This window comes from Prosthecomicrobium sp. N25 (assembly GCF_037203705.1).
In the GTDB taxonomy this organism is placed as follows: domain Bacteria; phylum Pseudomonadota; class Alphaproteobacteria; order Rhizobiales; family Ancalomicrobiaceae; genus Prosthecodimorpha.
Window position 1 is genome coordinate 94,018 of record NZ_JBBCAT010000002.1, and the last position, 24,881, is coordinate 118,898.

26 protein-coding genes are annotated in these 24,881 nt (G+C 70.9%); 3 read left to right on the top strand and 23 right to left on the bottom strand.

All coding sequences use genetic code 11. The features are described 5' to 3' along the window. Positions 1–233 precede the first annotated feature (233 nt). A complete protein-coding gene (gene rpsO, locus WBG79_RS15245; protein ID WP_337358048.1) occupies positions 234–503 on the bottom strand; it encodes a 30S ribosomal protein S15 in 270 nt (89 codons plus the stop codon). A 304-nt stretch (positions 504–807) separates the two neighbouring features. Here rpsO and WBG79_RS15250 point away from each other — a divergent pair, with 304 nt between their 5' ends. After that, positions 808–2,304 (top strand): TadE/TadG family type IV pilus assembly protein, encoded by a 1,497-nt coding sequence (locus WBG79_RS15250; protein WP_337358049.1) that lies wholly within the window; start codon positions 808–810, stop codon positions 2,302–2,304. Positions 2,305–2,343: 39 nt separating this feature from the next. Here WBG79_RS15250 and WBG79_RS15255 read toward each other — a convergent pair whose 3' ends face one another. From WBG79_RS15255 to WBG79_RS15360, 22 genes are all read right to left on the bottom strand, one after another. Further along, positions 2,344–2,634 (bottom strand): SH3 domain-containing protein, encoded by a 291-nt coding sequence (locus WBG79_RS15255; protein WP_337358050.1) that lies wholly within the window; start codon positions 2,632–2,634, stop codon positions 2,344–2,346. 7 nt (positions 2,635–2,641) lie between these two features. Further along, positions 2,642–3,568: a tRNA pseudouridine(55) synthase TruB gene (gene truB, locus WBG79_RS15260; RefSeq protein ID WP_443147485.1), complete on the bottom strand. Its 927-nt coding sequence runs from the start codon at positions 3,566–3,568 to the stop codon at positions 2,642–2,644. Positions 3,569–3,636: 68 nt separating this feature from the next. Next, positions 3,637–4,041, bottom strand: a complete 405-nt coding sequence (gene rbfA, locus WBG79_RS15265; protein WP_337358052.1) for a 30S ribosome-binding factor RbfA — start codon at positions 4,039–4,041, stop codon at positions 3,637–3,639. Between the two features lie 114 nt (positions 4,042–4,155). Further along, on the bottom strand, positions 4,156–6,915 hold the full coding sequence (gene infB, locus WBG79_RS15270; protein ID WP_337358053.1) for a translation initiation factor IF-2: 2,760 nt from the start codon (positions 6,913–6,915) through the stop codon (positions 4,156–4,158). A gap of 7 nt (positions 6,916–6,922) precedes the next feature. Further along, on the bottom strand, positions 6,923–7,579 hold the full coding sequence (locus WBG79_RS15275; RefSeq protein WP_337358054.1) for an RNA-binding protein: 657 nt from the start codon (positions 7,577–7,579) through the stop codon (positions 6,923–6,925). Positions 7,580–7,595: 16 nt separating this feature from the next. Continuing rightward, on the bottom strand, positions 7,596–9,197 hold the full coding sequence (gene nusA / locus WBG79_RS15280) for a transcription termination factor NusA (RefSeq protein ID WP_337358055.1): 1,602 nt from the start codon (positions 9,195–9,197) through the stop codon (positions 7,596–7,598). Between the two features lie 57 nt (positions 9,198–9,254). Then, on the bottom strand, positions 9,255–9,854 hold the full coding sequence (gene rimP / locus WBG79_RS15285; protein ID WP_337358056.1) for a ribosome maturation factor RimP: 600 nt from the start codon (positions 9,852–9,854) through the stop codon (positions 9,255–9,257). Positions 9,855–10,111: 257 nt separating this feature from the next. Further along, entirely contained in the window at positions 10,112–10,933 is an 822-nt protein-coding gene (locus tag WBG79_RS15290) for a hypothetical protein (RefSeq protein ID WP_337358057.1), read from the bottom strand. Positions 10,934–10,946: 13 nt separating this feature from the next. Further along, positions 10,947–11,648, bottom strand: coding sequence for a tRNA (guanine(46)-N(7))-methyltransferase TrmB (gene trmB, locus WBG79_RS15295; protein WP_337358058.1), 702 nt, complete (start codon positions 11,646–11,648; stop codon positions 10,947–10,949). A 17-nt stretch (positions 11,649–11,665) separates the two neighbouring features. Next, positions 11,666–12,862: a methionine adenosyltransferase gene (gene metK, locus WBG79_RS15300; protein ID WP_337358059.1), complete on the bottom strand. Its 1,197-nt coding sequence runs from the start codon at positions 12,860–12,862 to the stop codon at positions 11,666–11,668. Positions 12,863–13,162: 300 nt separating this feature from the next. Continuing rightward, positions 13,163–13,579: a helix-turn-helix domain-containing protein gene (locus WBG79_RS15305; protein WP_337358060.1), complete on the bottom strand. Its 417-nt coding sequence runs from the start codon at positions 13,577–13,579 to the stop codon at positions 13,163–13,165. A gap of 176 nt (positions 13,580–13,755) precedes the next feature. Next, a complete protein-coding gene (gene lnt, locus WBG79_RS15310; RefSeq protein WP_337358061.1) occupies positions 13,756–15,387 on the bottom strand; it encodes an apolipoprotein N-acyltransferase in 1,632 nt (543 codons plus the stop codon). Between the two features lie 67 nt (positions 15,388–15,454). Next, positions 15,455–16,498 (bottom strand): hemolysin family protein, encoded by a 1,044-nt coding sequence (locus tag WBG79_RS15315; RefSeq protein ID WP_337358062.1) that lies wholly within the window; start codon positions 16,496–16,498, stop codon positions 15,455–15,457. Continuing rightward, entirely contained in the window at positions 16,495–17,037 is a 543-nt protein-coding gene (gene ybeY / locus WBG79_RS15320; RefSeq protein ID WP_337358063.1) for an rRNA maturation RNase YbeY, read from the bottom strand. Before ybeY ends, WBG79_RS15315 begins: the two co-directional genes overlap by 4 nt. Then, positions 17,034–18,110, bottom strand: a complete 1,077-nt coding sequence (locus tag WBG79_RS15325; protein ID WP_337358064.1) for a PhoH family protein — start codon at positions 18,108–18,110, stop codon at positions 17,034–17,036. The genes ybeY and WBG79_RS15325 overlap by 4 nt, the downstream gene beginning before the upstream one ends. Further along, complete coding sequence (gene miaB, locus WBG79_RS15330; RefSeq protein ID WP_337358065.1) at positions 18,107–19,546, bottom strand: tRNA (N6-isopentenyl adenosine(37)-C2)-methylthiotransferase MiaB; 1,440 nt, start codon at positions 19,544–19,546, stop codon at positions 18,107–18,109. Before miaB ends, WBG79_RS15325 begins: the two co-directional genes overlap by 4 nt. 114 nt (positions 19,547–19,660) lie before the next feature. Further along, complete coding sequence (locus WBG79_RS15335; protein WP_337358066.1) at positions 19,661–20,584, bottom strand: lysophospholipid acyltransferase family protein; 924 nt, start codon at positions 20,582–20,584, stop codon at positions 19,661–19,663. After that, positions 20,581–20,973, bottom strand: a complete 393-nt coding sequence (locus WBG79_RS15340; RefSeq protein WP_337358775.1) for a Fur family transcriptional regulator — start codon at positions 20,971–20,973, stop codon at positions 20,581–20,583. Before WBG79_RS15340 ends, WBG79_RS15335 begins: the two co-directional genes overlap by 4 nt. 99 nt (positions 20,974–21,072) lie before the next feature. Further along, positions 21,073–21,570, bottom strand: a complete 498-nt coding sequence (locus tag WBG79_RS15345; RefSeq protein WP_337358067.1) for a GNAT family N-acetyltransferase — start codon at positions 21,568–21,570, stop codon at positions 21,073–21,075. Continuing rightward, on the bottom strand, positions 21,567–22,286 hold the full coding sequence (tsaB, locus tag WBG79_RS15350) for a tRNA (adenosine(37)-N6)-threonylcarbamoyltransferase complex dimerization subunit type 1 TsaB (protein ID WP_337358068.1): 720 nt from the start codon (positions 22,284–22,286) through the stop codon (positions 21,567–21,569). The genes WBG79_RS15345 and tsaB overlap by 4 nt, the downstream gene beginning before the upstream one ends. 90 nt (positions 22,287–22,376) lie before the next feature. After that, complete coding sequence (locus WBG79_RS15355; protein ID WP_337358069.1) at positions 22,377–22,937, bottom strand: NifU family protein; 561 nt, start codon at positions 22,935–22,937, stop codon at positions 22,377–22,379. 160 nt (positions 22,938–23,097) lie between these two features. Further along, positions 23,098–23,592, bottom strand: a complete 495-nt coding sequence (locus WBG79_RS15360; RefSeq protein ID WP_337358070.1) for a universal stress protein — start codon at positions 23,590–23,592, stop codon at positions 23,098–23,100. 112 nt (positions 23,593–23,704) lie between these two features. Here WBG79_RS15360 and WBG79_RS15365 point away from each other — a divergent pair, with 112 nt between their 5' ends. Continuing rightward, positions 23,705–24,118 carry an MbcA/ParS/Xre antitoxin family protein gene (locus WBG79_RS15365; RefSeq protein WP_337358071.1) on the top strand — a complete coding sequence of 138 codons (414 nt, stop codon included), beginning with the start codon at positions 23,705–23,707 and terminating at the stop codon, positions 24,116–24,118. After that, entirely contained in the window at positions 24,112–24,825 is a 714-nt protein-coding gene (locus WBG79_RS15370) for an RES family NAD+ phosphorylase (protein WP_337358072.1), read from the top strand. The genes WBG79_RS15365 and WBG79_RS15370 overlap by 7 nt, the downstream gene beginning before the upstream one ends. The last annotated feature ends 56 nt before the right edge of the window (positions 24,826–24,881 follow it).

The following is a 24,881-nucleotide window of genomic DNA, read 5'->3' on the forward strand; positions in this document are numbered from 1 at the left end:
GCCATGAGCAAGACGGCGGGAAACTCCCTCGCGTCGCGGCCCCATGGCCGCCACGAGAGTATCCTGCGATCCTGCCATGGCTCCTGTCGTGTCGATCAATCGATGGCGGGCCGGCCCCATGCCGCCCCGACCCGTGGTCCGATCCGGATCGCCGGCGGCCCCTACTCGGCCTACCCCGGTCCATCCGGATCCGCGCCGCCGCGGCGGCGCTGGCGCCGCGAGGCGCCGTTGCGTCAGCGACGCAGGCCGAGCTTGGCCACGAGCGTCCGGTAGCGCGCCTCTTCCTTGCTCTTCAGGTAGTCGAGGAGGCTGCGGCGCTGGCTGACCATCTTCAGGAGGCCGCGGCGGGAGTGGTTGTCCTTGCCGTGGCTCTTGAAGTGCTCGGTGAGATTCGCGATGCGCTCGGAGAGGATCGCGACCTGGACCTCCGGCGAGCCGGTGTCGCCGGCGGAAGACCCGTATTCCTTGATGAGCGCCTGCTTGCGCTCGGCCGTGATCGACATCGGGGGCTCCTTGTCATCTGGAGTGAACGGCCCGGCCGGGATGTCGTCCAGCCGGGTCGGAAAATGCCGATGGCGCGCTCGGGGCATGCCCGGGCGCGCGCGGCGGGGTCCTTATGCACGAAACACCAGGGGAGCGCCACCGGATTCGTCGGCCAGCTGCGCCTGTCTCCGGAGATTCGCGCCGTCATCGGCGCAATGCGCATAAAAATCGACAGATACCCCGGAGTTTACACGGACGAACTTACGCAACGTTAGTGGGCGCGAGGCACATCTGGTGGTCGATGTTCCGTAAGGAGATGCACCGATGTCCCGAGCCAACCGGCCGACCTTCGCCCGCGACGAGCGGGGAGGCATTGCGATCGCGTTCGCTCTTCTGCTGCTGCCCATCCTGGTCGCCATGGGCTGCGCCATCGACTACGGCCGTGCGGTCGCTTTCAAGACCCGCTTCCAGGCCGCTGCCGATGACGGGGCACTCGCGGTGCTCTCTCCCGACTTCAAGGAGCAGGGAGCGAACGCGGTCGGCAGCGACTTCTTCCTCGCCAACTTGGCCCAGACCGACCTGTCGATGCTCGTCGGCCCACCCAAGGTTACCGTGTCCAAGTCGAGCGTGAACGGGATCGTGACCTCGACCGTCGCCTTCGAGGCGTCGATCGCGACGACATTCCTGAAGATCGCCCAAGTCGACAGTATCCAAATCGCCGGGTCGGCGACGGCCGAAAACGGCACGAAGAAGTACATCGACATCCATGTCCTGCTGGACTCCTCGGACTCCATGGGAGTCGGAGCCTCGGAGGCGGATCGTCTGCTGCTGCGGCAGGTGTCGGCCAAGAAAAAGGCCGAGCTTCGGGACGCGGCCATCGACAAGTTGAAGCCCGGAGAGACGCTGACGGCCACCTACCTCTACGCCGACACGGAGGATACGACCATCCCGGGCTTCACGTTCCTTGGCTACGACAAGCTCGGTAAGGGCCTCACAGGCTGCGAGTTCGCCTGTCATACGAAGACGTTCAACTACAGCGGTACGATGGAGTCGCTGGCACACGACGCCGGGGTCACCCTCCGCTTCAACGTGGCCAAGGCGGGCATCAAACAGGTTTCGACGCTGGCGGCCGCCGCCAAGGCGCAAGACACCTATGTGCGCATGGGACTGAGCACGTTCAGCACGACGCTGGTCAAGCACCTCGACCCGAATGCCGATCTGAACGCCTTCCAGAACAAGATCTCGAACGCCGCGGACGTCACTCTGGGCTCCGGCGGGACAGCGTCCGAATCCTACAAGGCGAAGTTCACCTTGTGGAACAACTGCTGGAACGGGTACGCCAACACGTTCTTCGACATGGTCGCGCCGGAGTTCGCCGGCAATCTCGCCAAATGGCGGGACAAGGCGGCCTCGAAGGAGACCGCAGAACGGGTTCCCACGCAAGTCGTTCTCCTGGTCACCGACGGACTGAAGTCGCAGAACTGCGCCTCCAGCGCCGGTTCGGGCGGCCGGGAGGCGGTTTTCCCGATCCGGCCGGCAGACTGCGCCAAGCTGAAGGCCACAGGCGCCCAGGTGGCGGTCGTGTACACCGAATACATCAACTCGCCCCTGCCGACCTACAAGTCGCACGCGCGCCATGCCGTCGAGGAGGCGCAGGCCTACCCTTACGCTGACACTTCGAAGAGCTCGGGCATCGAGAAGAACCTGAGAGCCTGCGCGACTCCCGGGCTGTTCGCCAAGGGCAAGGAACCCGCGGAGATCGACGCTGCCTTCAAGACCGTGTTCGAGAACATCAGGATCACGCCGTTCCTGTCGCACTGATCGGCGTCCCGGCCGGCGGCGTACGGCGCCCGGCCCGGTTCAGCGGCGGCAGGCGACGAAGTCGCGGAAGACCCAACCGATCGCCGCGCCGACGCCGGGAGTCCGGATCAGCACCCAGGCGCGACCGCGGTCGTCGATCCGCGTCTCCAGGATCTCGACGTCGCGGCCGTTGCCGATCGTGCCGAGGATTTCGCCGCCGGGCGCGCTACGCACGTTGAGCGGCGTGCCCGTCGGGTCGGCGACCCTGCAGGCCTCCGCGGCGCGGGCCGGACCGCCATCGGCCGCCAGGAGCAGGCCTGCCAGGACCGAGGCGAAGAGACCGGAACGCAAGGGCCGTTCATCCTTCCAGGTTGAAAACGCGCAAGGGGCGCAGTTCCGCCCCCTCCATCTCGCCGATCGCGACGAGGTCGCCCGCGCAGGTGACCGCGCAGGTGCCGACCCCCACGGGGGCGTCGCGGCCGCGGAGGATGACCCCCTGGCCGCGGCGCAGCCGCGCGGCACCGTCGCGATTGACCACCACTTCGGGGATTTCCGCAAGGGCCGTATCGACGGCGAGCAGGGTGGAGCGGACCGCCGCCGGATCCTCCCCGGCGGCGAGATCCTCGAGGCGCTCCACCGGCACCATGTCCTCCTCCGAGAAGGGACCGACGAGGAGCCGCCGGAGGGCGACGACGTGGCCGCGGGTGCCGAGCCGGCGGCCCATGTCGCGGGCGAGGGCGCGCACGTAGGTGCCCTTGCCGCACTCGCAATCGAAGACGGCGGTGTCGGCGTCGGGGGTCTCGACGAGGTCGAGCCGGTGGATGAGGATCGGGCGGGCCTCGAGCTCCACGGTCTCGCCGTCGCGGGCGAGGTCGTAGGCGCGCTCGCCGTCGATCTTGATGGCCGAGAAGGCGGGCGGGACCTGCATGATCTCGCCGGTGAACTCGTCGAGCACGTCGAGGATGTCGTCGGGCGCCGGACGGGCCTCCGAGCGGGCCACGACCCTGCCCTCGGTGTCGTCCGTGTCGGTCTCCTCGCCCCAGCGCACGGTGAAGCGGTAGACCTTCCGGCCGTCCATGACGAAGGAGACGGTCTTGGTGGCCTCGCCGAGGGCGACCGGCAGGAGGCCGCTCGCCAGAGGGTCGAGCGTGCCGGCATGGCCGGCCTTGTTGGCGTGCATCAGGCGCTTCACGCGGGCGACCGCCTGGGTGGAGGTCATGCCCACCGGCTTGTCCAGGATGAGCCAGCCGTTGACGTCGTCGAACTTCTTCCTGCGGGCCACGATGGTCCGTTCCTTCCGATCTGCTCCGGAGGAGCATGCGTTCCGGGGGGTCGCCGGCGGGAGCGCCGCGGCTAGTCGCCTTCGCCCTCGTCCAGGTCCTTGCGGATCCCCGGGCTCTTCAGCATGGCGTTCACGCGATCGTCGTCCTCGAAGCGGGTGTCGAGGGCGAAGCGAAGGTCCGGGGCGAACTTGAGATTCACCCGCCGGGCGACCTGGCCGCGCAGCCACTTCCGGCTCCGCTCGAGGCCGGCCAGCACCTTGTCCTGGTTGCGGCCGCCCAGCGGCATGACGAAGGCGGTCGCCTGCTTGAGGTCCGGCGACATCCGGACCTCGGGCACGGTGATCAGCACGCCGTCGAGATCCGGATCGGCGACCTCGCCGCGCGACAGGATCTCGGAGAGGGCGTGTCGCACCAGTTCGCCGACGCGAAGCTGACGCTGCGAGGGGCCGGCGGCCCCCTGGGAGAAGCGGGTCATGATGGAAACTCGTTCGTCCGCGCGAGCGGGGCTTGGACCCGAAGCGCGGCCTGTCGGAGAGGTTCCGGCGGACCGGAGGGTGGTCCCGGGCTCGCCCGGGACCGGTGTCGCAGATCAGAGGGTGCGGCTGACCGTCTCGACACGGTAGCACTCGATGACGTCGCCGGCCCGCATGTCCTGGTAGGCCTCGAAGGCCATGCCGCATTCCATGCCGGACTGGACCTCCTTGGCGTCGTCCTTGAAGCGCTTGAGCTGCGAGAGCTTGCCCTCGTGGATGACGACGTTGTCGCGGATCAGGCGCACGTTGGCGCCGCGCTCCACAACGCCGTCGGTCACGAGGCAGCCCGCCACCTTGCCGACCTTGGAGACGTTGAAGATCTCCAGGATGCGGGCGTTGCCGAGCATGGTCTCGCGCAGGAGCGGCGGGAGCATGCCGGACATCGCGGTCTTCACGTCGTCCACCAGGTCGTAGATGACGTTGTAGTAGCGGATCTCGATGCCCTCGCGCTCGGAGGCCTCGCGGGCCTCCTTGGAGGCGCGTACGTTGAAGCCGATGATGGCGGCGCTGGAGGTGGCCGCCAGGGAGACGTCCGACTCCGTGATGCCGCCGACACCGCCGTGGATGACGCGCGCGCGCACCTCGTCGTTGCCGAGCTTCTCCAGGGCGCCGGTGATCGCCTCGAGCGAGCCTTGCACGTCGGTCTTGACGACCAGGACGAACTCCTTGCGGCCGGCCTCCTTGAGCTGGCTCATCATGTCGGCGAGCGACGACCGCTGCGACGAACCCCTGGCGAGGCTCTTCTCCCGCTTCAGGCGGACGCGGTAGTCGGTGATCTCGCGGGCACGGGCCTCGTTCTCGACCACCGCGAAGCGGTCGCCCGCCTCCGGCGTGTCCTGGAAGCCGAGCACCTCGACGGGCATCGACGGGCCGGCGTCCTTGATGGTGTTGCCGCGGTCGTCGAGAAGCGCGCGGACCTTGCCCCAGGCCGGACCGGCGACCAGGATGTCGCCGACCTTGAGGGTGCCGCGCTGGACCAGCACGGTCGCCACGGGGCCACGGCCCTTGTCGAGCTTCGCCTCGATGACGGTGCCCTCGGCGGTGCGCTCCGGATTGGCCTTGAGCTCGAGAACCTCGGACTGCAGGAGGATCGCCTCGAGCAGCTTCTCGAGGTTGAGCCTCTTGGTCGCCGAGACCTCGATCTCGAGGACGTCGCCGCCCATCGATTCCACGACCACCTCGTGGCGCAGCAGGTCGGTGCGGACCCGCTCCGGGTTGGCGTCCGGCTTGTCGATCTTGTTGATCGCCACGATGATCGGCACGCCCGCCGCGCGGGTGTGGTTGATCGCCTCGACGGTCGTCGGCATGACGCCGTCGTCGGCCGCGACGACCAGGACCACGATGTCGGTCGCCTTCGCGCCGCGCGACCGCATGGCCGTGAAGGCCTCGTGGCCGGGCGTGTCGATGAAGGTGATCTTCTGCCCGTGGATCTCGACCTGGTAGGCGCCGATGTGCTGGGTGATGCCGCCCGCCTCGCCGGCCGCCACCTTGGTGGAGCGGATGGCGTCGAGGAGCGACGTCTTGCCGTGGTCGACGTGGCCCATGATGGTCACGACCGGCGGCCGCGGCGTCTGGTCGCCCTCGGCGTCGGCGGCGGCGAACAGGCCCTCCTCGACGTCGGATTCGGCGACGCGCTTGACCGTGTGGCCCATCTCCTCGGCGATCAGCTGCGCCATGTCGGCGTCGATCACGTCGTTGATCTTCAACATGTGCCCCTGCTTCATCAGGAGCTTGATCACGTCGACGCCGCGCTCGGCCATGCGGTTGGCGAGTTCCTGGATGGTGATCGTCTCGGGGATGACCACTTCGCGGAGCACCTTTTCGCGTGGCTCGTTGGACATCATGCGGCGCTGCTGGCGCTGCACGCGGCGACGGAAGGCGGCGACCGACCGGCCGCGCTCCTCCTCCTCGTCGTCCTTCTGGGCGGTGACGACGGTGAGCTTGCCGCGCGGCTTCTCGGCGACCTTCTCGCGGGTCGGCTTCGGCGGCGGGACCGGCGCCTTCTTGGCGATGGTGGTGACGCGGGCGGGACCGCGGCGGGCGCCGTCGTCCTCCTCCTCCTCGGCCTTGCCGGTGATCGGCGGCTTGACGGCGATCGGGGACAGGGGCTTCGGGGGCACGGCGCCCGGGGCGGGACGCGGCCCGCCGGGCGGCACCACGCGGGCCTGGACCGGCTCGGCCGGGCGCGGCTCCCCGCCGTCGAGGCGGCGCTGGGCCTCCTGCTCGGCGCGGCGGCGCGTCTCGTCCTCGTGGCGCTTGCGCGCCTCCTCCTCGGTCTTGCGGCGCTCGGCCTCCTCGCGCTCCCGGCGGTTGCGCTCGTCTTCCTCGGCGCGGCGGCGGGCTTCCTCCTCGGCGCGCTTGCGCTCCTCCAGCTCGCGGGCCCGGGCCTCCACGAGGGCATTGGCGCGGGCGGCGCGCTCGTCGGCCGAGAGGGCCTGGAGCACGACGCCGGTGCGCGGCGCGGACGGCGAGGCGGACCTCGGCTGCACGTTCAGCGTGGACCGGACCGGAGCGGCAGGCGCAGCGGCAGCTGCGGTGGCCGCGGGTGCCTGCGGGCGCGGGGCGGCGGGTGCCGGTGCGACCGGAGCCGCGGCACGGGGCGCCGGCTCCGGAGCTTCGACGGCGGGACGCACGGGCGTCTCGACCTCGCCGGGCTTCAGGATCCGCTTCTTCTTCGTCTCGACGACGACCGCCTTCGACCTGCCATGGCTGAAGCTCTGCCGGACAACGTTCGTGTCCGACTTCGGCTTCAACGTCAGCGTCTTCTTGACGTCGACGTGCAGGGTCTTGTCGGTCGTGCTCTTCGTATCGCTCATGAGCCTGTCAGTCCTGCGGGGCGTCTCCGCCCCTCGTACGGTCGGTTGCCGTCACCGGGGCGGCAGGACCGCCACGGTAACGTTCGAGGGCATGGTGCCTCTCGAGAAAGATTTCGCCCGCCCGGCCTGCGAGCACCGCAGCATGTACCACATTCGACCGGCCCAATGCCAAGTCCAATTGGGCCCCGGAGAAGGTTCGGACGACCGGTATGTCCTTGCCTCCGTCGGGACGGCGCCTGAGCGCCGCCGCCAGTTTCGATACGCCGTCCTCGGCGGCCTCGCTCGCGTGGACGAGCCCGATCGCCTCGCCGGACCGGACGGCCGCCTCCACCTTGGCGAAGCCGGCCACCAGATGCCCCGCCTTGCGGGCGAGGCCGAGGGTCCCCAGCGCCGCGTTGGCGAGGAGCCGGTCGACCAGGTCCGGAAGGCCCGGATCGGCCTTGGCCTCCTCGCCGAACCCGCGGCCGAAGAGCCGCTTGCGGGTGGCCGTCTCGACCGCCGCGCGGGTCGCCGAGACCCAGACGCCGCGGCCGGGAAGGGTCCGCTTCAGGTCCGGCACCACCTCGCCCTCGGGACCGAGGACGAAACGCAAGAGATCGCCGATCGGCTTCGTCTCGCGCGTGACGATGCAGGTGCGCTCCGTCGGCTCGCTCTTGCGCGGCATGGCGACCGGACCGGGCTCAGCCCTCCTCCGCCTCCGTCTCGAGCTCGCCGGCGGCTTCGGCCGGAGCCGGGATCTCGTCGATCCAGCCGGCCTTGACGCGCGCCGCCATGATAATCCCTTCCGCCTCCTCGCGGGAGAGTTCGAAACCCTTCAGGCTGCCGTCGTGGCGAACGGTCTCGCCATTCTTGCGTTCCGTCCAGCCGACGAGATCGTCGGTGGCGCAGCCGGCGAGGTCCTCGACGGTCTTGATGCCGTCCTTGCCGAGCGCGACCATCATGGCCGTGGTGACGCCGGGCACCTCGCGCAGCGCGTCCTCCACGCCCAGGCCCTTGCGCTCCTCGTCGTGCTGGGCCTCGATCTGGGCCAGGTAGTCGTTGGCCCGGTTCTGGATCTCCTGCGCGGTGTCCTCGTCGAAGCCCTCGATGCGGGCGATCTCGTCGAGATCCACGTAGGCGAGTTCGTCGATGCTGGTGAAGCCCTCGGTGGCGAGCAGCTGGGCGACGACCTCGTCGACGTCGAGCGCCTGCATGAAGAGCTGCGTGCGTTCCTGGAATTCCTTCTGCCGCCGCTCGGATTCCTCGGCCTCCGTGAGGATGTCGATGTCCCAGCCGGTCAGCTGCGAGGCGAGCCGGACGTTCTGACCGCGCCGGCCGATCGCTTGAGATAGCTGGTCATCCGGGACCACGACTTCAATACGGCCGGCGTCCTCGTCGAGCACGACCTTGGTCACCTCGGCGGGCTGGAGGGCGTTGACCAGGAAGGTGGCGGCGTCGGGCGACCAGGGGATGATGTCGATCTTCTCGCCCTGCAGCTCGCCCACGACGGCCTGGACGCGGCTGCCGCGCATGCCCACGCAGGCGCCGACCGGGTCGATCGAGCTGTCGCGGGAATAGACGGCGATCTTGGCGCGGGAGCCCGGATCGCGGGCGACCGACTTCACCTCGATGATGCCGTCGTAGATCTCCGGCACCTCCTGGGCGAAGAGCTTCGCCATGAATTGCGGATGGGTGCGGGACAGAAAGATCTGCGGCCCGCGCTGCTCGCGGCGGACGTCGTACACGTAGGCGCGGACGCGGTCGCCGTTGCGGAAGTTCTCCCGGGGGATCAGTTCGTCGCGGCGGACGATCGCCTCGCCGCGGCCGAGGTCGACGATGACGTTGCCGTACTCGATACGCTTGACGGTGCCGTTGACGATCTCGCCGATGCGGTCCTTGAACTCGTCGTACTGCCGGTCGCGCTCGGCCTCGCGCACCTTCTGGACGATGACCTGCTTGGCCGACTGGGCGGCGATGCGGCCGAAGTCCATGGGCGGCAGCGGCTCGGCGATCATGTCGCCGACCTGGGCGGCCGGGTTCTTCATGCGCGCCTCGTCGACCGAGATCTGGATCGCCGGGTTCTCGACCTCGTCGACCACCATCAGCAGGCGCTGCAGCCGGATCTCCCCGGTGCGCGCGTTGATCTCGGCCTTGACCTCCGTCTCGGAGCCGTAGCGCGAGCGGGCCGCCTTCTGGATGGCGTCCTCCATCGCGGCGAGCACGATCTTGCGGTCGATCACCTTCTCGCGCGCGACCGCGTCGGCGATCTGCAGGAGTTCCAGCCTGTTGGCGCTGACTGCCATGGGTCTTCTCCATCCGCCGGCGACGGGCCCGTTCGGCCCCCCGGCGCTGCTTCACGTTCAGTGGGCGGGCGGGCCGCCCCCCTCGTCGGCCCCGTCGCCGTCGCCGGCGCGGAGCTGTTTCTTTCCGGCCCTGAGCGAGGCCTTGATGAGATCGTCGGTCAGCACCAGGCGGACCTCGGCGAGGTCGTCGAGGGCGAGCCAGACCGTGTCGGGCTCTCCTTCGGCGGGCGGCTCGTCGGGCTTGAGGCCGATGGTCTCGCCCTTGACGCCCAGCAAGGTGCCGCGGAAGCGCTTGCGGCGGTCGACCAGCCGGTTCAGCTCGATCTTGGCGACGTGCCCGGCCCAGCGGTCGAAGTCGGAGACGCGGACGAGCGGGCGGTCGATCCCCGGCGAGGAGACCTCGAGGTTGTAGGCGCGTCCGACCGGATCGTCGGCGTCGAGGACGGGCGACAGGTCACGGCTGATCGTCTCGCAGTCCTCGACGTTCATGGTCCCGTCCGGCCGCTCGGCCATGATCTGCACCGTGAAGCCGTTGCGGTTCGAGCATTTCACGCGGACCAGCCGGTAGCCGAGGTCCTCGATCACCGGCTCGGCGATCGCGGCGACGCGGGCGTCGAGACCGGTCTCGGCGATGATGCGCGGTTCGTGGCGCGTCACGTGTCTTCGGATCCTCTTCCCCTCCGCCGCCGGATTCGGACCGGACGGCACAGGATTCAGGTAACAAAAAAGAGCGGGTCCCGAGGGGCCCACTCTCACCGTACTCTCATCGAGCAGACTGAGATATCGAACTCGACCCGGAATATAGCCAATTCCGGGCCGGGCGCAAGACCGGGCGGGCGATTTCGGGCGGACGGGGCCGGTCCGGCCGGACGCGGCGACGGACACAGGCGCGATCCGATCCCGGGGGGCGCCGCTCAGACCCGGCTCATCAAGTTCTCGACATCGACCGCATAGAGTGCTTCGAGACGACGGCGCGTGTCGGGGGTGAGGAGCTGGGCGGGGCGGGGCCAGGGTTCCCGGCCCGCCGCGGCCAGCCGGCCGAAGGGGTGGCCGGACAGGTCGCCGCCTTCGATGTCGCCCTGACGGGCGGCCCTGTGCGCCTCGAGGCGCGCGAGCCACGGCGGGGCACGGTCCATCGACCCGGGCAGTCCCAGCCGCCGTCCGACACGGTCGAGTTCCGCGAAGAGGTCCTGCCGACCGACATGGATCACGATGTCGGGACGGCGCGTCTCCTCGAACGGATGCCACTGCGGCCGGTAGTGGACGTTGCCGGCCCTGATGTCGATCGCTTCGAGGTAGTCCAGCCAGCGCGCGAAAGAGAAGCCGGCCTCGCGGTCGAAGGGACCGAGCGGGGAGGCGGCCAGGCGCCGGTCCTCGAAGCCGGTCCGGAGCGCGTGCCGGAAGGTGGAGACGGCCCGGTCGCCGGGGTCGCGGGCGACGTGAACCACGGTCAGGCCGTCGAGCGGGCGCCGAAGGGCCGCGCGGTAGGACGGGCTGCCATAGATCACCTTGCGCCGGTATTCGTGCACCGACAGGCCGGATGTGGGCAGATCCGGTTCGAAGCCCGAGGCGGTTGCGAACCACGCGGTGGTGGAGGTGCAGGCGGACCGGGCGGACCAGACGATGACGAGCGGGTGGTGGGCGCAGACGAGCGGCTTGGGGACGAGGCTCAGCGGCGAGGTCGGCCGGAGCCGGTCCAGGAGGCGGCGCCCGAGACGGAGCAGGTCGAGCGTCATCCCCGCGGCTCCTTCAGAGCCGCTCGGCGGTCAGGTAGGCCGGCCGGCGGCCCTCCGCGAGCGCCTTGGCCTCGTAGCGGGTGCCGGGCCACTCCGGCCAGGGCGTATGCCAGTCCGCCGAAGCGCGGGCCGTCCAGCGGAAGGCCGGGTGGTCGAGCAGGCGCCGGAGCGTCCAGTCGACGTAGTCCGGCCAATCGCTGGCAAAGCGGAAGATGCCGCCGGGGCGGAGGACCCGGGCGATGCGGTCCAGGTTGGCGCGGTCGACGAAGCGGCGCTTCCAGTGGCGCTTCTTCGGCCAGGGATCGGCATAGAGGAGATCGACCCGGCCGAGGCTCGCGGGTGGCAGCCAGTCGAGGAGCGGGACGGCGTCGGCGTGATGCAGGCGGACGCGACCGGCGAGCCGCTCGCGCTCGATCGAGGCGAGCGCCTTGGCCATGCCGTTCAGGAAGGGCTCGGCGCCGATCAGCCCGAGCCCGGGCTCGGCCCGGAGGCGGGCGACGAGATGCTCGCCGCCGCCGAAGCCGATCTCCAGGTGGACGTCCGCGACCGGGTCGGCGAAGAGCGTGCGCAGGTCGGCCGGGGCCGGCCGGTCGAGGCCGAGGGCGAGGCGGGGCAGGAGCCCGCCGATCAACTCGGCCTGGCGGTCGCGAAGGGGCTTGCCCTTGCGGCGGCCGTAGAAGGCTGCCGACCGTTCGGCCTCGCCCGCCCCCGACACCCGGTCGCCGCCGGGACTCAGAAGCCGACGGCGGAGCGGATCGCGCCGGTGAGGTCGGTCTTCTCCCAGGAGAAGCCGCCGTCCGCGTCCGGGGCCCGGCCGAAGTGGCCGTAGGCGGACGTCCGGGCGTAGATCGGGCGGTTCAGCGAGAGGTGCGTGCGGATGCCGCGGGGGGTGAGGTCCATCACCTCGCGCAGCGCCTTCTCGACCTTCGCCTCGTCGACCTTGCCGGTGCCGTGCAGGTCCACATAGACGGCGAGCGGCTGGGACACGCCGATCGCGTAGGCGAGCTGGATGGTGCAGCGGTCGGCGAGCTCGGCCGCGACCACGTTCTTGGCCAGGTAGCGGGCCGCGTAGGCGGCAGAGCGGTCGACCTTGGTCGGATCCTTGCCCGAGAAGGCGCCGCCGCCGTGCGGGGCCGCGCCGCCGTAGGTGTCGACGATGATCTTGCGGCCGGTCAGGCCGGCGTCGCCGTCGGGGCCACCGATGACGAACTTGCCCGTCGGGTTGACGTGCCAGACGGTCTCGGCCGTGATCCAGCCCTCCGGCAGCGTCCGGCGGATGTAGGGCTCCACGATGGTGCGCACGTCGGCGGAGGACAGGCTCTCGTCCAGGTGCTGTGTGGAGAGCACGATCTGGGTGGCGCGGACGGCCTTGCCGTTCTCGTAGGCGACCGACACCTGGCTCTTGGCGTCGGGGCCGAGGGCCTTTTCCTGGCCGGTCTTGCGGGCCTCGGCGAGGACGCGGAGGATCTCGTGCGCGTAGTAGATCGGGGCCGGCATCAGCACCGGGGTCTCGCGGCAGGCGTAGCCGAACATGATGCCCTGGTCGCCGGCGCCCTCGTCCTTGTTGCCGGCCTGGTCGACGCCGACGGCGATGTCGGCGGACTGGGCGTGCAGGTAGACGCCGATCTCGGCCTTGTCCCAGTGGAAGCCGTCCTGCTCGTAGCCGATGTCGCGCACGGCCATGCGGGCCGTGTGGGCGATCAGGTCGCGGGTGATGACCGCCGGGCCGCGGGTCTCGCCCGCGATGACGATCCGGTTGGTGGTCGCAAGGGTTTCGCACGCGACACGCAGGTGGGCCGGATCCCAGCCCGCCTCCGGCCCGAGGCGGAAGAAGGCGTCGACGACCTCGTCGGAGATTCGATCGCAGACCTTGTCGGGGTGGCCCTCGGCCACGGACTCGCTGGTGAAGACGTAGTTCGACCGGGCCACTGTGAAACCTTTCCGGATCTGGGACGGCAATAGGTCGAGCGGGGCGGCCCCGCTCTGCGCGACCGTCTAGCAGTCCCGTGCGACGCCGGTCAACCCGAAGTCCGGTCATCGGCGCGTCGGGGGGCTGGACCTCTCGTCAATCCTTTGTAAACCCTAACGCAGCTGAAGCCGGAATTTCGTCGATCGCACTCCTCAGATCATCGGAAGTGAGCCCGAAGACTTCGGATCCACCCATCCGAAGTCAGCAGGCCGCGTGCGGGCAGGGTCGCGGACCGGAACCGGTCGCGGGACGGCTCGGCCCTATTCCTCGTCCTCGCCCGCGATGCTGCGGACCAAATCGACGATCTTGCGGCGGACCTTCGCGTCGCGGATGCGGACGAAGGCCTTGTTGAGGGAGAGGCCCTCCGACGACGACAGGAAGTCGACGACGTAGGATGCGGCGTTGGACTCCTCGAAGCCCTGGTTGCCGGCGACCGGGGTCATGCCGGGGGCGTCCTCGAAGAAGAAGGCCACCGGGACGTTGAGGACGCGGGCGATCGCCTGGAGCCGGCTGGCCCCGATCCGATTGGTCCCCTTCTCGTACTTCTGAATCTGCTGGAACGTGATCCCGAGATGCTCTCCAAGCTTCTCCTGGCTCATTCCAAGCATCATCCGGCGCAGCCGCACCCTGCTGCCGACATGGATATCGATGGGATTGGGGGATTTTTTACTGGCCATTTGGCACCTTTGTTCCACGTCTTTCGATTTTCTTGACGTCGCCTCCCGGCGACGCGTCGGTTCCCGGACTCCTTCTCCTGCATCAGCGCGCACGCATCTCTCCCTGGCCCCGCGCAATTTCGGGGAAGGTCGAGACACGGTCGTCCATCAGCGAGTCCAATAGACCCGTGATTGCATCATGGCTGGTCGCATATGGTCGCGTCAATGAGCGCATAACGAGAAAACTTGCGCGGCGCGGTTAATCCTAAGAAGAGCATGCCGGCGATTACGACCCAGAGGTGGAAATGACGCCAGGCCGTGTAGAAGGGCGCCGCTATCGATCGCGGAAGGCCGGCGTCGATCACTCCGCTCTCTCCCAGAGGTAGTTTGGTCTGAACTCGCCCAAAGGCGTCGATCACCGCGGAGACGCCAGAATTTGCTGCCCTGACAAGGGGTAGCCCTTCCTCGACGGCACGAAGTCTCGCTTGGTGGAGATGCTGATAGGGGCCCGGCGTTATTCCGAACCACCCGTCGTTGGTGACGTTGAGGAGCCAGGAAGGGCGGTCGGCGGGATCGATGGCGGCACTCGGAAAGATTGCTTCGTAGCAGACGAGTGCAGACAGAGGTGGCGTTCCGGGGATCCGCAACGTCCGCAGCTTGGGACCTGCGGAAAAGCCGCCTCGCAGGTGCGTCAATTGGCGCAGGCCCAGGCTCTCCAGGGTGTCCTGCCAGGGCAGGTACTCGCCGAAGGGGACGAGGTGGACCTTGTCGTAAGCGGCCAGGATCTCGGCATCGTCGCGGACGGCGAAGACGGAGTTGTAGACCCGAGGGCGCGTCTCTCCCGCCGACGGCGGCTCGGCCCGGATGGCGCCGGTCAACAGCGTCGTCCCGGGCGGCAGGAGGTCGGCGATGGTCGAAAGCGCCCAGGCCTCGTGGGCGAGGAAGAAGGGGAAGGCCGATTCCGGCCAGATCAGGTGCGTGACGCCGTTCAGGCCCCGGCCGTCCGGCCCAGCCGACAGCTCGACGTAGCGGTTCAGGATCTCGGCCCGGAACTCAGGCTTCCACTTTCGCCACTGGTCGACGGCCGGCTGCATGATGCGCAGACGCACCCCCGGCTCGAACCCGGCCGCGTCGGCCCCCGACAGGCGCCAGGCACCGAAGCCGTAGATCCCGGCCAGGACGGCGAGGCCGCCGAGCGCCGCCGCACGCCGGCCGCGGCCAGGACCGAACAGGGCGGTGGGGCTCGCGAAGATCAGCACGGCGAGCGGGGTCATGCCCTCGATCCCGACCAGGGAGGCGGCCTGCATGAGCCGGTCGTCGGCGGCGAGGCCGTAGCCGAGCGCATTCCAGGGGAAGCCGGTCAGCACGTGGCCGCGCAGCCATTCGGAGAGGGCGAGCCCGCAGGCGAGCGCGAGGATGCGGGCCGGGCCGTCGCGCCAGCCTGCGCGGGCGAGGATCGCGCCGAGGCCCATGAAGAGGGCGAGGCCGCCGGACAGGGCCGCGAGCGCGATCGGCAGGAGCCAGCCGAACTGGGCGAGGTCGACCGTGAAGGCGGCGCCGACCCACCAGAGCCCGGCCAGGAAGTAGCCGAAGCCGAAGAGCCAGCCGACGGCGAAGAAGGACCGCCAGGGGCGGATCACCGTGCCGTCCGGGCCGGGCGCGACCGCGCCGTCGAGGAGCAGGACGAGAACCGGGAGCGAGACCCAGAGGACCGGGAAGAGGTGGAGCGGGGCCTGCGCGAGGGCGGCGAGCGCGCCGGCTCCCATGCCGATCGCGGCGCGGCGCCAGCCCCAGGCCAGCAGGACGGCGTCGGCGAGGCGTTCGATCATCGGGCGCCTCCGGCCGAATCAAGGTCCAGGCACATCCTGCCTGCTTCGCCCCGGCGGCCGGCACCCGTCAAGCGGCGCCGAGGCGGCGCAGGGTCAGGTCGTCGGGCCGGGCCGCCATGCCGGAGACGCGCAGGCGCTTGACCCGGCGCGAATCCGCATCGAGCACCTCGAGGGCGACGCCGGGCAGCTTCTCGGAGCGGACCACCTCGCCGATGGCCGGCATGCGGCCGGCGAGCGCGAAGACAAGGCCGCCGATCGTCTCGACGTCCTCCGGCAGGGCCTCGCCCTCGAAGCGGATCCCGGTCGCGGCGGCGACGTCGTCGAGCTCGACGAGCCCGTCGACGATCCAGGTCCCCTCCCCGGCCGGCACGACGTCGGCGGCCTCCTCGGCGATGTCGTGCTCGTCCTCGATATCGCCCACGACCGTCTCGACGATGTCCTCCAGGCTGACGAGGCCGTCGACCCCGCCGAACTCGTCGATGACCAGCGCGATCTGGATGCGGTTCGCCTGCATGCGGGCGAGGAGATCGGTCGCCGGCATGGAGGCGGGCACGAACAGCACCGGGCGGATCAGGCCGGCGTCCTCCAGGCGGCGGGAGAGGTCGACCTGGGTCAGGTAGATGCCGGCCGAACGCTCCTCCCGGGTCTCGACCAGGGAGGCGCGCACGGTCGCCTCCTCGGCGATGTGGCCCATGAGGTCGCGGATGTGGACCATGCCACTCGCGTCGTCCAGGCTCTCCCGGTAGACCGGCATGCGGCTGTGGCCGGACTCCTTGAAGGCGAGCATCAGCTCGGTCAGCGTCACGTCGGCCGCGATGGCGGTGATCTCGGAGCGGGGCACCATCACGTCCTCCACGCGCGTCTCGCGCAGGCGGAGGATGTTGCGGATCATCGCCCGCTCCTCGGGCGTGAAGGTCGCGTCGCCGGCGGCCTCGGTCTCCAGGACCGTCTCGAGATGGTCGCGCAGGGAAGCGGTCGAGGGCTTCAGCCCGACCGCGGTCATCAATCGGTCGATCCAGCTCTCGCCGGACCGACTGTCGCCCTCGCGGCCCTCGCCGCCGTCATGGGCCGGGGACCCGCCGTTCTGTCCCGTATTCTGGATGTCGCTCATCTCGCCTTCGTCTCGATCGCCCCGCCACCCGCCGTCTCCGGGACGGTGCCGGCATAGGGGTCCGGTATTCCAAGCCCGGCCAGGATGCGGGTCTCGAGCCGCTCCATGGCCTCGGCGTCCGCCTCCTCCTCGTGATCGTAGCCGACCAGATGCAGGAGGCCGTGAACGATGAGGTGGGAGACATGATGCGCGAGCGGGCGGCCTTCGTCGAGCGCCTCCCGCGCGGCGGTCTCGCGGGCCACCACGATGTCGCCCAGCAGCGGGCCGAGGTCCTCGTCCTCGTCAGAGCCGGGAAACGACAGCACGTTGGTGGGCTTGTCGAAGCCGCGGAAGTCGCGGTTGAGCACGCGGATCCGGGCGTCGTCCGTCAGGACCACCGAGACCTCGGCCCCGGCGGGCGCCTCGAAGGCCCCGGCCGCCACCGTGGCGGCGACGGCAACCTCGACCAGCGGGCGCCAGTCGGCTTCCGAGCCCCAGTCCGCGGCCTCGACCAGGATGTCGACCGCGACCGGACCCGGACCTGGAGGTCGGTCGGTCACGGCCGGGCGCTCCCGGCGGAGCCCGCCGCCGCCGCCGCGGCCAGGCGCTCGCGCGAGACGTCGTCGTAGGCCTTGACGATGCGGGCCACCAGCTCGTGGCGGACCACGTCCTTCTCGGTGAAGCCGACGGTGACGACGCCCTTGACGCCCCTGAGGATCTCCAGGGCGTCGACGAGACCGGACTTCTGGCCCGGGCCGAGGTCGACCTGGGTCGGGTCGCCGGTGACGATCATCTTGGAGTTCTCGCCGAGCCGGGTCAGGAACATCTTCATCTGCATGGTGGTGCAGTTCTGCGCCTCGTCGAGCAGAACCACCGCGTTCGACAGGGTGCGGCCGCGCATGAAGGCGAGCGGCGCCACCTCGATCATGCCCGACTGCAGGCCGCGCTCGACCTTCTCGGCGGGCATCATGTCGTAGAGGGCGTCGTAGAGCGGGCGGAGATAGGGATCGACCTTCTCGCGCATGTCGCCGGGGAGGAAGCCGAGGCGCTCGCCGGCCTCGACGGCCGGCCGCGACAGGATCAGGCGGCTGGCGTCGCCGCGCTCGATCAGGGCGGCCGCGTAGGCGACCGCCAGATAGGTCTTGCCGGTGCCGGCCGGGCCGATGCCGAAGACCAGGTCGGCGCGGTCCATGGCGCGGATATAGGCGTCCTGGCCGGCCGTGCGGGCCACCACGGTCTTCTTGCGGGTGGCGATCTGGGCCGGGGAGAAGCGGCCCTTCGGCTCGAGGGTGGGCAGCGGCAGCTGCGCGTCGGTCGCCTCGGCGAGGCGAATGGCGCCGTCGACGTCGCCGGGGTGGACGTCGCCGCCCTGCTGGAGCCGCTCGTAGAGGCTCTCCAGGACCATGCGGGCGCGCTCGCAGGCCTGGTGCGGGCCCTTGATGGTCACCTGATTGCCGCGCGCGATCGCGGTGACGCCGAGGCGGCGCTCGATCTCGGCGAGGTTCTGGTCGAACTGGCCGTAGAGGTCGCCGACGAGCCGGTTGTCGTCGAAGGCGAGCACCACGTGGGTGAGGTCGGAGGCGTGAGCCACGACCGGGAAGGTCGGCTCAGGGCGGGTGGTGGCCTCTTTCAACCGTGCGCTCCTCCGGCGGTTGGTCGCGCCGGTTCCTTGGTGAAGGTGCGGATATGGGGATGCGCCGCGCCGGCGGGCAAGGGGCCTTCGCCCACGACCGCGCCGAAGAGGCTGTAGCCCGCGACGTCGTCGACGCGGACCTCGACGATCTCGCCGACGAGGGAGGCCGGGCCGTCGACGTGGACGGGCTGGAGCCAGGGCGAGCGGCCGACCAACTGGCCCGCATGGCGTCCCGCCTTCTCGACCAGGATGTCCATCACCATGCCCTTACGGCTCGCATTGAAGGCTTTCGTCTGGGCGTCGATCGCCGCCTGCAGCGCCGAAAGCCGTTCCGCCTTGATCCGTTCCGAGACCTGGTCGTCGCGCGTGGAGGCGGGCGTGCCGGGGCGGGGGGAATACTTGAAGGTGAAGGCGGAGGCATAGCCGACCGCCTCGATCAGGGCGAGCGTGTCGGCGAAGTCAGCGTCGGTCTCGCCGGGGAAGCCGACGATGAAGTCGCCCGAGAGCGCGATGTCGGGGCGGGCGGCGCGGATACGCTCGACGAGGCGCAGATAGTCCGCCGCGGTGTGGCGGCGGTTCATGGCCTTGAGGATGCGGTCGGAGCCGGACTGCACCGGCAGGTGCAGGTAGGGCATGAGCTGCGGCAGTTCCCGGTGGGCCGCGATCAGGGCGTCGTCCATGTCGCGCGGGTGGCTGGTCGTGTAGCGGATGCGCGCGAGGCCGGGCACGCGGGCGAGGCGCTCGCACAGGCGACCGAGCGTCCATTCCCGCCCGTCAGGGCCGAGGCCGTGCCAGGCGTTGACGTTCTGGCCGAGGAGCGTGACCTCGCGCACGCCGGCGGCGGCGAGGCGCTCGGCCTCCTCGACGATGCGGTCGAGCGGGCGGGAGACCTCGGCGCCGCGCGTGTAGGGGACGACGCAGAAGGTGCAGAACTTGTCGCAGCCCTCCTGGATGGTCAGGAAGGCGGTCGGCCCGCGCGCGGCGATGCGGACGGCCGGGGTCGCCGGCATGGCGTCGAACTTCTCCGCGATGGCGAAGTCGGTCTCGACGGGGCGGCGGCGGTCCGTGGCCTCCGCCAGGAGCTCGGGGAGGCGGTGGTAGCTCTGCGGGCCGACGACGAGGTCGACCGCGGGGGCGCGGCGCATGATCTCGCGGCCCTCCGCCTGGGCGACGCAGCCGGCGACCCCGATGGTCAGTGCCCGGCCTTCGAGCGCCCGCTCGTCCTTCAGGCGGCGCAGGCGGCCGATGTCCGAATAGACCTTCTCGGCGGCCTTCTCGCGGATGTGGCAGGTGTTGAGCAGGACCAGGTCGGCCTCGTCGAGGCTGTCCGTCGGCTCATAGCCCTCGGGCGCGAGAACATCGGTCATCCGCTCGGAATCGTAGACGTTCATCTGGCACCCGTAGGTGCGCACGAGGACTTTCTTCGTCTCGGTCATCAGGCTCGCGATCGGTTCTCGGGGACGGCGCGGGCGGCGCGCGACCGCCGGTCTCCCCAGGCTCTGATAGCGCGAAACGGAGCCGGAGAGAATAGCGGCGTGGCCGCCGGGGCCCTACGGCCCCGCGGGGACGACGCCGGTCGGGGCGGGGGCGGCCGGGAGCCCGCCCGGGGCCGGCTCTCGGCCGCGGCGGGCGGCGGCCGAGAGCCGGCGCACCTCGCGCTCAAGGGCGCGGGCGAGAAGCTTGCGGTCGCTCGTCTCGTCGAAGGGGATGGGCTCGCCCCAGACGAGCTCGACGTCGAGCGGCGGCCCGAACAGGGTGGCGAGAAGGTGCGGGACCATGTCCATGTCGCCGTACCAGCCGATGCGGGGCCGGCCGGCATGGCCGACCGGCAGGCCGCCGCGGCGCGTGAAGGCGAGGGCCAGGGGCTGGACCCAGACGCGCTCGTGCCCGCCCTTCAGGATGGCGGCGCGGGCGGCGCCGATCAGGGCGGAGCGGAAGGGCAGCACGTGCACGCCGTCCGAGGAGGTCCCCTCCGGGAAGAGGACGACCGGGATGCCGGCCGACATGCGGGCCGCCATCTCGTGGCTGACGCGGGCAGTGTCGGTGCGCCGGCTGCGGTCGACGAAGAGGCTGCGCTGCAGCTTGGCGAGGAAGCCGAAGAGGGGCCAGCCGGCGATCTCGGACTTGGCCACGAAGGCGACCGGGAGAAGGCTGCCGACGAGGCAGATGTCGAGCCAGGACACGTGGTTGGGCGTCACCAGGAGCGGGCGGTCGCGGCAGGGCGCCCCGTGGACGGTCAGCCGCGCCCCGACGGCCGAGAGAGCCCGGCGGTGCCACCAGACCGGGAGGGTCGCGGCCAGGGGCCAGCCGCGCCGGACGGCGAGGGCCTGCAGCGGCACGGCCGCGAGGGTCAGGAGGGCGAGCCACAGGACGGCGAGCGTCCCGCGCAGGCGGCCGACGAGAGGCGGGCGGCCCGGCGCGGGCTCGAGGACGACCGGGGGCGGCGGTCCCGCCGCGCGGGCGGGACGGGTCACCGGGCCGGGCCCTTGTCCTTGTCGTCGAGGGGGACGCCGTAGAGTTCCAGCCGGTGGTCGACGAGGCGGAAGCCGAGCTCGCGGGCGACGATCTCCTGCAGCTTCTCGATGTCCTCGCTGCGGAACTCGATGACGCGGCCGGAGCGCAGATCGATCAGGTGGTCGTGGTGCTCCTCCGGCACGGGCTCGTAGCGGGCGCGGCCATCGCGGAAATCGTGGCGCTCGATCATGCCGGCGTCCTCGAAGAGCTTCACGGTCCGGTAGACCGTGGAGATCGAGATGCGGCGGTCGACGGCAGCGGCGCGGCGGTGCAGCTCCTCGACGTCGGGATGATCGTCCGCGGAGGCGATCACCCGGGCGATGACGCGGCGCTGCTCGGTCATGCGCATGCCGCTCGCCTCGCACTGCTCCTCGAGGGTCGGTTCCGGTGTGCTGGACTCTTCGGCTGCGTTCAAGGCCGCATTCTCCCGGTCTCGACGCCAGCGCGATTAGCCGAGATCGGCCCGCATGACAAGCGCGGAGGTCGCCGGGCCGGAGGCCGACCGGTAGTAGCCCTTGCGTTCGCCGACCTGGCGGAAACCCAGGCGGCGGTAGAGCGCGACGGCCGGCGCGTTGCCGCCGTCGACCTCCAGGAAGACGGTCCGGATCCGCTCGCCGTAGAGCTTGCGGAAGCCGGCCTCGACGAGCTGCCGGCCGATGCGCCGGCCGCGGTTGCGGGGGTCGACCGCCACGGTCAGGATCTCGGCCTCGTCGGCGGCGGCCCGGACGAGCAGGAAGCCGACCGCCCGGCGGGTGCCGAAGAGATTGGCGCGGCGGGCGACGAGGCACAGGACGGCCGGGTCGCGCAGCAGCTCGCGCAGTTCGTCGGCGCTCCACTGGTGCGCGAAGGAGGCGGCATGGATGGCGGCGAGTTCGGGGACGTCGCCCGACCGCGCGGTCTCGATGGAGACCGGCGGGGGTTCGAACCACCAGAGGAGGCCGCTCATGGCCGGGCGTGGGCGGGCGCCCCGGCCTCGGGCGCGCGGGGGATGCGGAACCCCTCCTGCGGCTTGGCATCGGCGGCGCGGAGATAGACGGGTCCGGGGGGGCGCCCGGGGGCCGGGCGGGCGGCCGCCAGGCGCGCGACGGTCTCGACACGGGGGTAGCGGGCCTCGCCGAGGATGCGCAGCGGGGATGGCGCGGCGGCGGCCACCAGGGCGGCGCCCGAGCCGGCGAGGACGGCTCCGGCGCGCACCGCCAGGGCGGCGGCCTCGGCGAGCGGGAGGGCGGCGGGGGCCGAGAGCGGGACGGGCTCGGATCCCGGGGCGGCGGCGAAAAGACCGGCGTAGACCTCGCCTCGGCGGGCGTCGAGGGCGACCAGGATGGGCGCCTGCGGGTCCGTTGAGCCAGCGGCGTCGGCCGCGATGGCCTCGAGGGTGGTGACGGGCACGACCGGTCGGCCGGCGGCGAGCCCGAAGCCGCGGGCGGCGGCGAGGCCGACGCGGATGCCGGTGAAGCTGCCGGGACCCACGGTCACGCCGAAGCGGTCGCAGTCCTTGATGCGGAGCCCGCCGGCCGCCGCCAGCGCCTCCGCGACCACGGCCATCAGGACCTCGGCATGGCCGCGGCCGATGTCGCGGGTCACGGCCGCGAGGATGCGCCCGTCGCGAAGGAGCGCGACCGCGCAGGCATCGAGGGCCGTGTCGAGGGCGAGGGTCAGCATCGCGGCATTTGACGCGCGCGGGGGCCGGCTGTCGAGGCGACTTTCGGTCACCTCCGCGTCAGGAAGGCCGCTCCGGGCGGCGCCGCGCGGTCAGGCCGCGCGGACCTCCTGGACGTCCGGCAGGAAGTGGCGGAGCAGGTTCTGGATGCCGTGGCGGAGCGTCGCGGTGGAGGACGGACAGCCCGCGCAGGCGCCCTTCATGTTGAGGTACACGACCCCGTCGCGGAAGCCCTTGAAGGTGATGTCGCCGCCGTCGTTGGCGACCGCCGGGCGGACCCGGGTCTCCAGGAGTTCCTTGATGGTGGCGACCGTCTGGGCGTCCGAGGGATCGAAGAACTCCTCGCCGGCCACGGGCTCGTCGCCGCCGGAGTCCCGCATGACCGGCGCGCCGGACATGAAGTGCTCCATGATGACGCCGAGGATCGCGGGCCTCAGGTGGGGCCACTCCGCGCCGGCCTTCGTCACGGTGACGAAGTCGTGGCCGAAGAAGACGCCCGAGACGCCCTCAATGCCGAAGAGCTTCTCGGCGAGCGGGGAGCGGACCGCCTCGTCGGGCGTGCGGAAATCCTCGGTGCCGTCGGGCAGGACGACCCGGCCCGGGATGAACTTCAGGGTCGCGGGATTGGGCGTCGTCTCGGTCTGGATGAACATTCTCGTCCTCCTCTCGGGTTCAAGGCCCGGAGCATGGTGAGAGGTAAGGTAAGCCGGGCCCGCGCCGGATCAAGCGCCGAGCGGCGCGGGGGAGGTATCCGGGACGGGATAGGCCGAATCCGGGCATGGCGCAACGGCGTCGGCGGCGGCCGGCGGGGCTTCAGGCGACGGCGGCGAGGTCCTCGTCGCTCATGTCGCCGGGCACGATCGTGATGGGGATGGGGAAGGAGCCGGCGGCCCGGCCGGCGAGCGCGGTGACGAGCGGGCCGGGCCCCTCGGAGGAGACCCCGGCGGCGAGCACCAGGATGGCGATGTCGAGATCGCGCTCGATCAGTTTCTGGACCTCCTGGGAGCGCGTGCCCTCGGTGACGACCAGTTCCGGGTCGATCCGGGCGACCGAGCGGGCGTGCGCGGCGGCCTTGCCGAGAGTCAACTCGGCGGCCTGGCGGGCCTCCTGGCGCATCATCTGCTCGACGCCGAGGAAGCCGCGGAAATCCTGGTCGTCGATGACGAAGAGGAGCACCAGGGCGCCGCCCGTCCGCTCGGCCCGGCGCGCCGCGTAGACGAGCGCGCGGTCGCATTCGGGCGTCTCGTCGACGACGACGAGGAACTTGCGCTTGTGGCCTTCTTCGAGGGATCGGCGCCGCTGGACCATGGGGTGATGCTAGGACGCGGCGGGGGCGGCGGCAAGGGACGGCTTGGGCCGGCGGGATTGCCGAACGGCATTGTCGGGCCTATCTTGATGCCATATGACCGGAGATGCTCGCATGGCTTCGCTCCTTCCCGTGCCGACCGAGGCCGGCGACGTCCGGCCCGGTCCCATCACCGACGCGGAGGCGGCCGCGATGTTCCGCGCGGCGCTGAGGCTCTTCGCCCGCTGGGGCGTGTCGGACGCGGAGGCGTCGGTGCTGCTCGACCTGCCGGCGCGGACCTTCGCGCGCTGGAAGGCGGGCGCGACCGGCCGCATGGACCGGGACCGGAAGGCGCGGCTCTCCAACCTGATGGGCATCCACAAGGCGCTGCGCATCGTCTTCGCCGAGCCCGAGCGCGGCTACCGCTGGATCAGGGCGCCGAACGCGGCCTTCGCGGGCCGCTCGGCGCTGGACGTCATGCTCGGGGGCGAGCTGACGGACCTGATGCGGGTGCGGCGGCTCCTCGACGCCGAGCGGGGCGCGTGGTGATCGATGCGGGCGCGGTGCCGGTCGCGGCCGTGGACTGGCCGGGAGCGGTCCGGATCATCCGCAGCCGGCATCCGCCGATCGACCTCTTCGAGGACATCGCCGACCCGGCCGACTGGCCACTCCTGATCGCCGCGGAGACGAAGACCAACCCGCGCCTGATGGAGACGATCGGGGCGCTCGACCTGGTGCCGCCGGAGCGGCGGGTATCGGGGCCGGGCGCCTCCGCCCTGATGGCGCCCTTCACGCACACGAGCCCGGACCGGCCGAGCCGCTTCTCGGACGGGCGGCTGGGCGTGCTCTATGTCGGCCGGAGCTTCGAGGTCGCGCTGTTCGAAACGATCCACCACCACGCCCGCTTCATGGCCTCGACCGCCGAGGCGCCCGGCTGGACAAGCCAGTTCCGCGAAATCCTGCTCGACGTCCGGGCCGACCTCCACGACATCCGCCCCCTCCCCGGCCGCGAACCGCTCCTCGACCCGGACGACTATGCCGCCGCCCAGGCCTTCGGGGCGGCGCTCAGGGCGGCCGGATCGGAGGGGATCGTGTATCCGAGCGTGCGGATGCCGGGCGGGGACTGCGCGGGACTGTTCTTCCCCGACCTCGCCGCCGGGGTGAGGCAGGCGCGGCACCTTGACTATCACTGGGACGGCGGGCGGGTGGATCTGGTGCGGGACCGGGGGACCGGGGCGGTTTGGCGGGTGGTGTGAGGCTGCGAGCGGCACGAAGCGACGCACACATTCTAAACTCTACTCTACCTGGCAGC

Bases quoted from the DNA above. Each gene is read 5' to 3' on its own strand.
- rpsO (WP_337358048.1), bottom strand. From the start codon at position 503: ATGTCGATCACGGCCGAGCGCAAGCAGGCGCTCATCAAGGAATACGGG.
- WBG79_RS15250 (WP_337358049.1), top strand. From the start codon at position 808: ATGTCCCGAGCCAACCGGCCGACCTTCGCCCGCGACGAGCGGGGAGGC.
- rbfA (WP_337358052.1), bottom strand. From the start codon at position 4,041: ATGACCCGCTTCTCCCAGGGGGCCGCCGGCCCCTCGCAGCGTCAGCTT.
- infB (WP_337358053.1), bottom strand. From the start codon at position 6,915: ATGAGCGATACGAAGAGCACGACCGACAAGACCCTGCACGTCGACGTC.
- WBG79_RS15275 (WP_337358054.1), bottom strand. From the start codon at position 7,579: ATGCCGCGCAAGAGCGAGCCGACGGAGCGCACCTGCATCGTCACGCGC.
- nusA (WP_337358055.1), bottom strand. From the start codon at position 9,197: ATGGCAGTCAGCGCCAACAGGCTGGAACTCCTGCAGATCGCCGACGCG.
- WBG79_RS15290 (WP_337358057.1), bottom strand. From the start codon at position 10,933: ATGACGCTCGACCTGCTCCGTCTCGGGCGCCGCCTCCTGGACCGGCTC.
- WBG79_RS15305 (WP_337358060.1), bottom strand. From the start codon at position 13,579: ATGGCCAGTAAAAAATCCCCCAATCCCATCGATATCCATGTCGGCAGC.
- lnt (WP_337358061.1), bottom strand. From the start codon at position 15,387: ATGATCGAACGCCTCGCCGACGCCGTCCTGCTGGCCTGGGGCTGGCGC.
- WBG79_RS15315 (WP_337358062.1), bottom strand. From the start codon at position 16,498: ATGAGCGACATCCAGAATACGGGACAGAACGGCGGGTCCCCGGCCCAT.
- miaB (WP_337358065.1), bottom strand. From the start codon at position 19,546: ATGACCGAGACGAAGAAAGTCCTCGTGCGCACCTACGGGTGCCAGATG.
- WBG79_RS15340 (WP_337358775.1), bottom strand. From the start codon at position 20,973: ATGCGCATGACCGAGCAGCGCCGCGTCATCGCCCGGGTGATCGCCTCC.
- WBG79_RS15345 (WP_337358067.1), bottom strand. From the start codon at position 21,570: ATGAGCGGCCTCCTCTGGTGGTTCGAACCCCCGCCGGTCTCCATCGAG.
- tsaB (WP_337358068.1), bottom strand. From the start codon at position 22,286: ATGCTGACCCTCGCCCTCGACACGGCCCTCGATGCCTGCGCGGTCGCG.
- WBG79_RS15355 (WP_337358069.1), bottom strand. From the start codon at position 22,937: ATGTTCATCCAGACCGAGACGACGCCCAATCCCGCGACCCTGAAGTTC.
- WBG79_RS15360 (WP_337358070.1), bottom strand. From the start codon at position 23,592: ATGGTCCAGCGGCGCCGATCCCTCGAAGAAGGCCACAAGCGCAAGTTC.
- WBG79_RS15365 (WP_337358071.1), top strand. From the start codon at position 23,705: ATGGCTTCGCTCCTTCCCGTGCCGACCGAGGCCGGCGACGTCCGGCCC.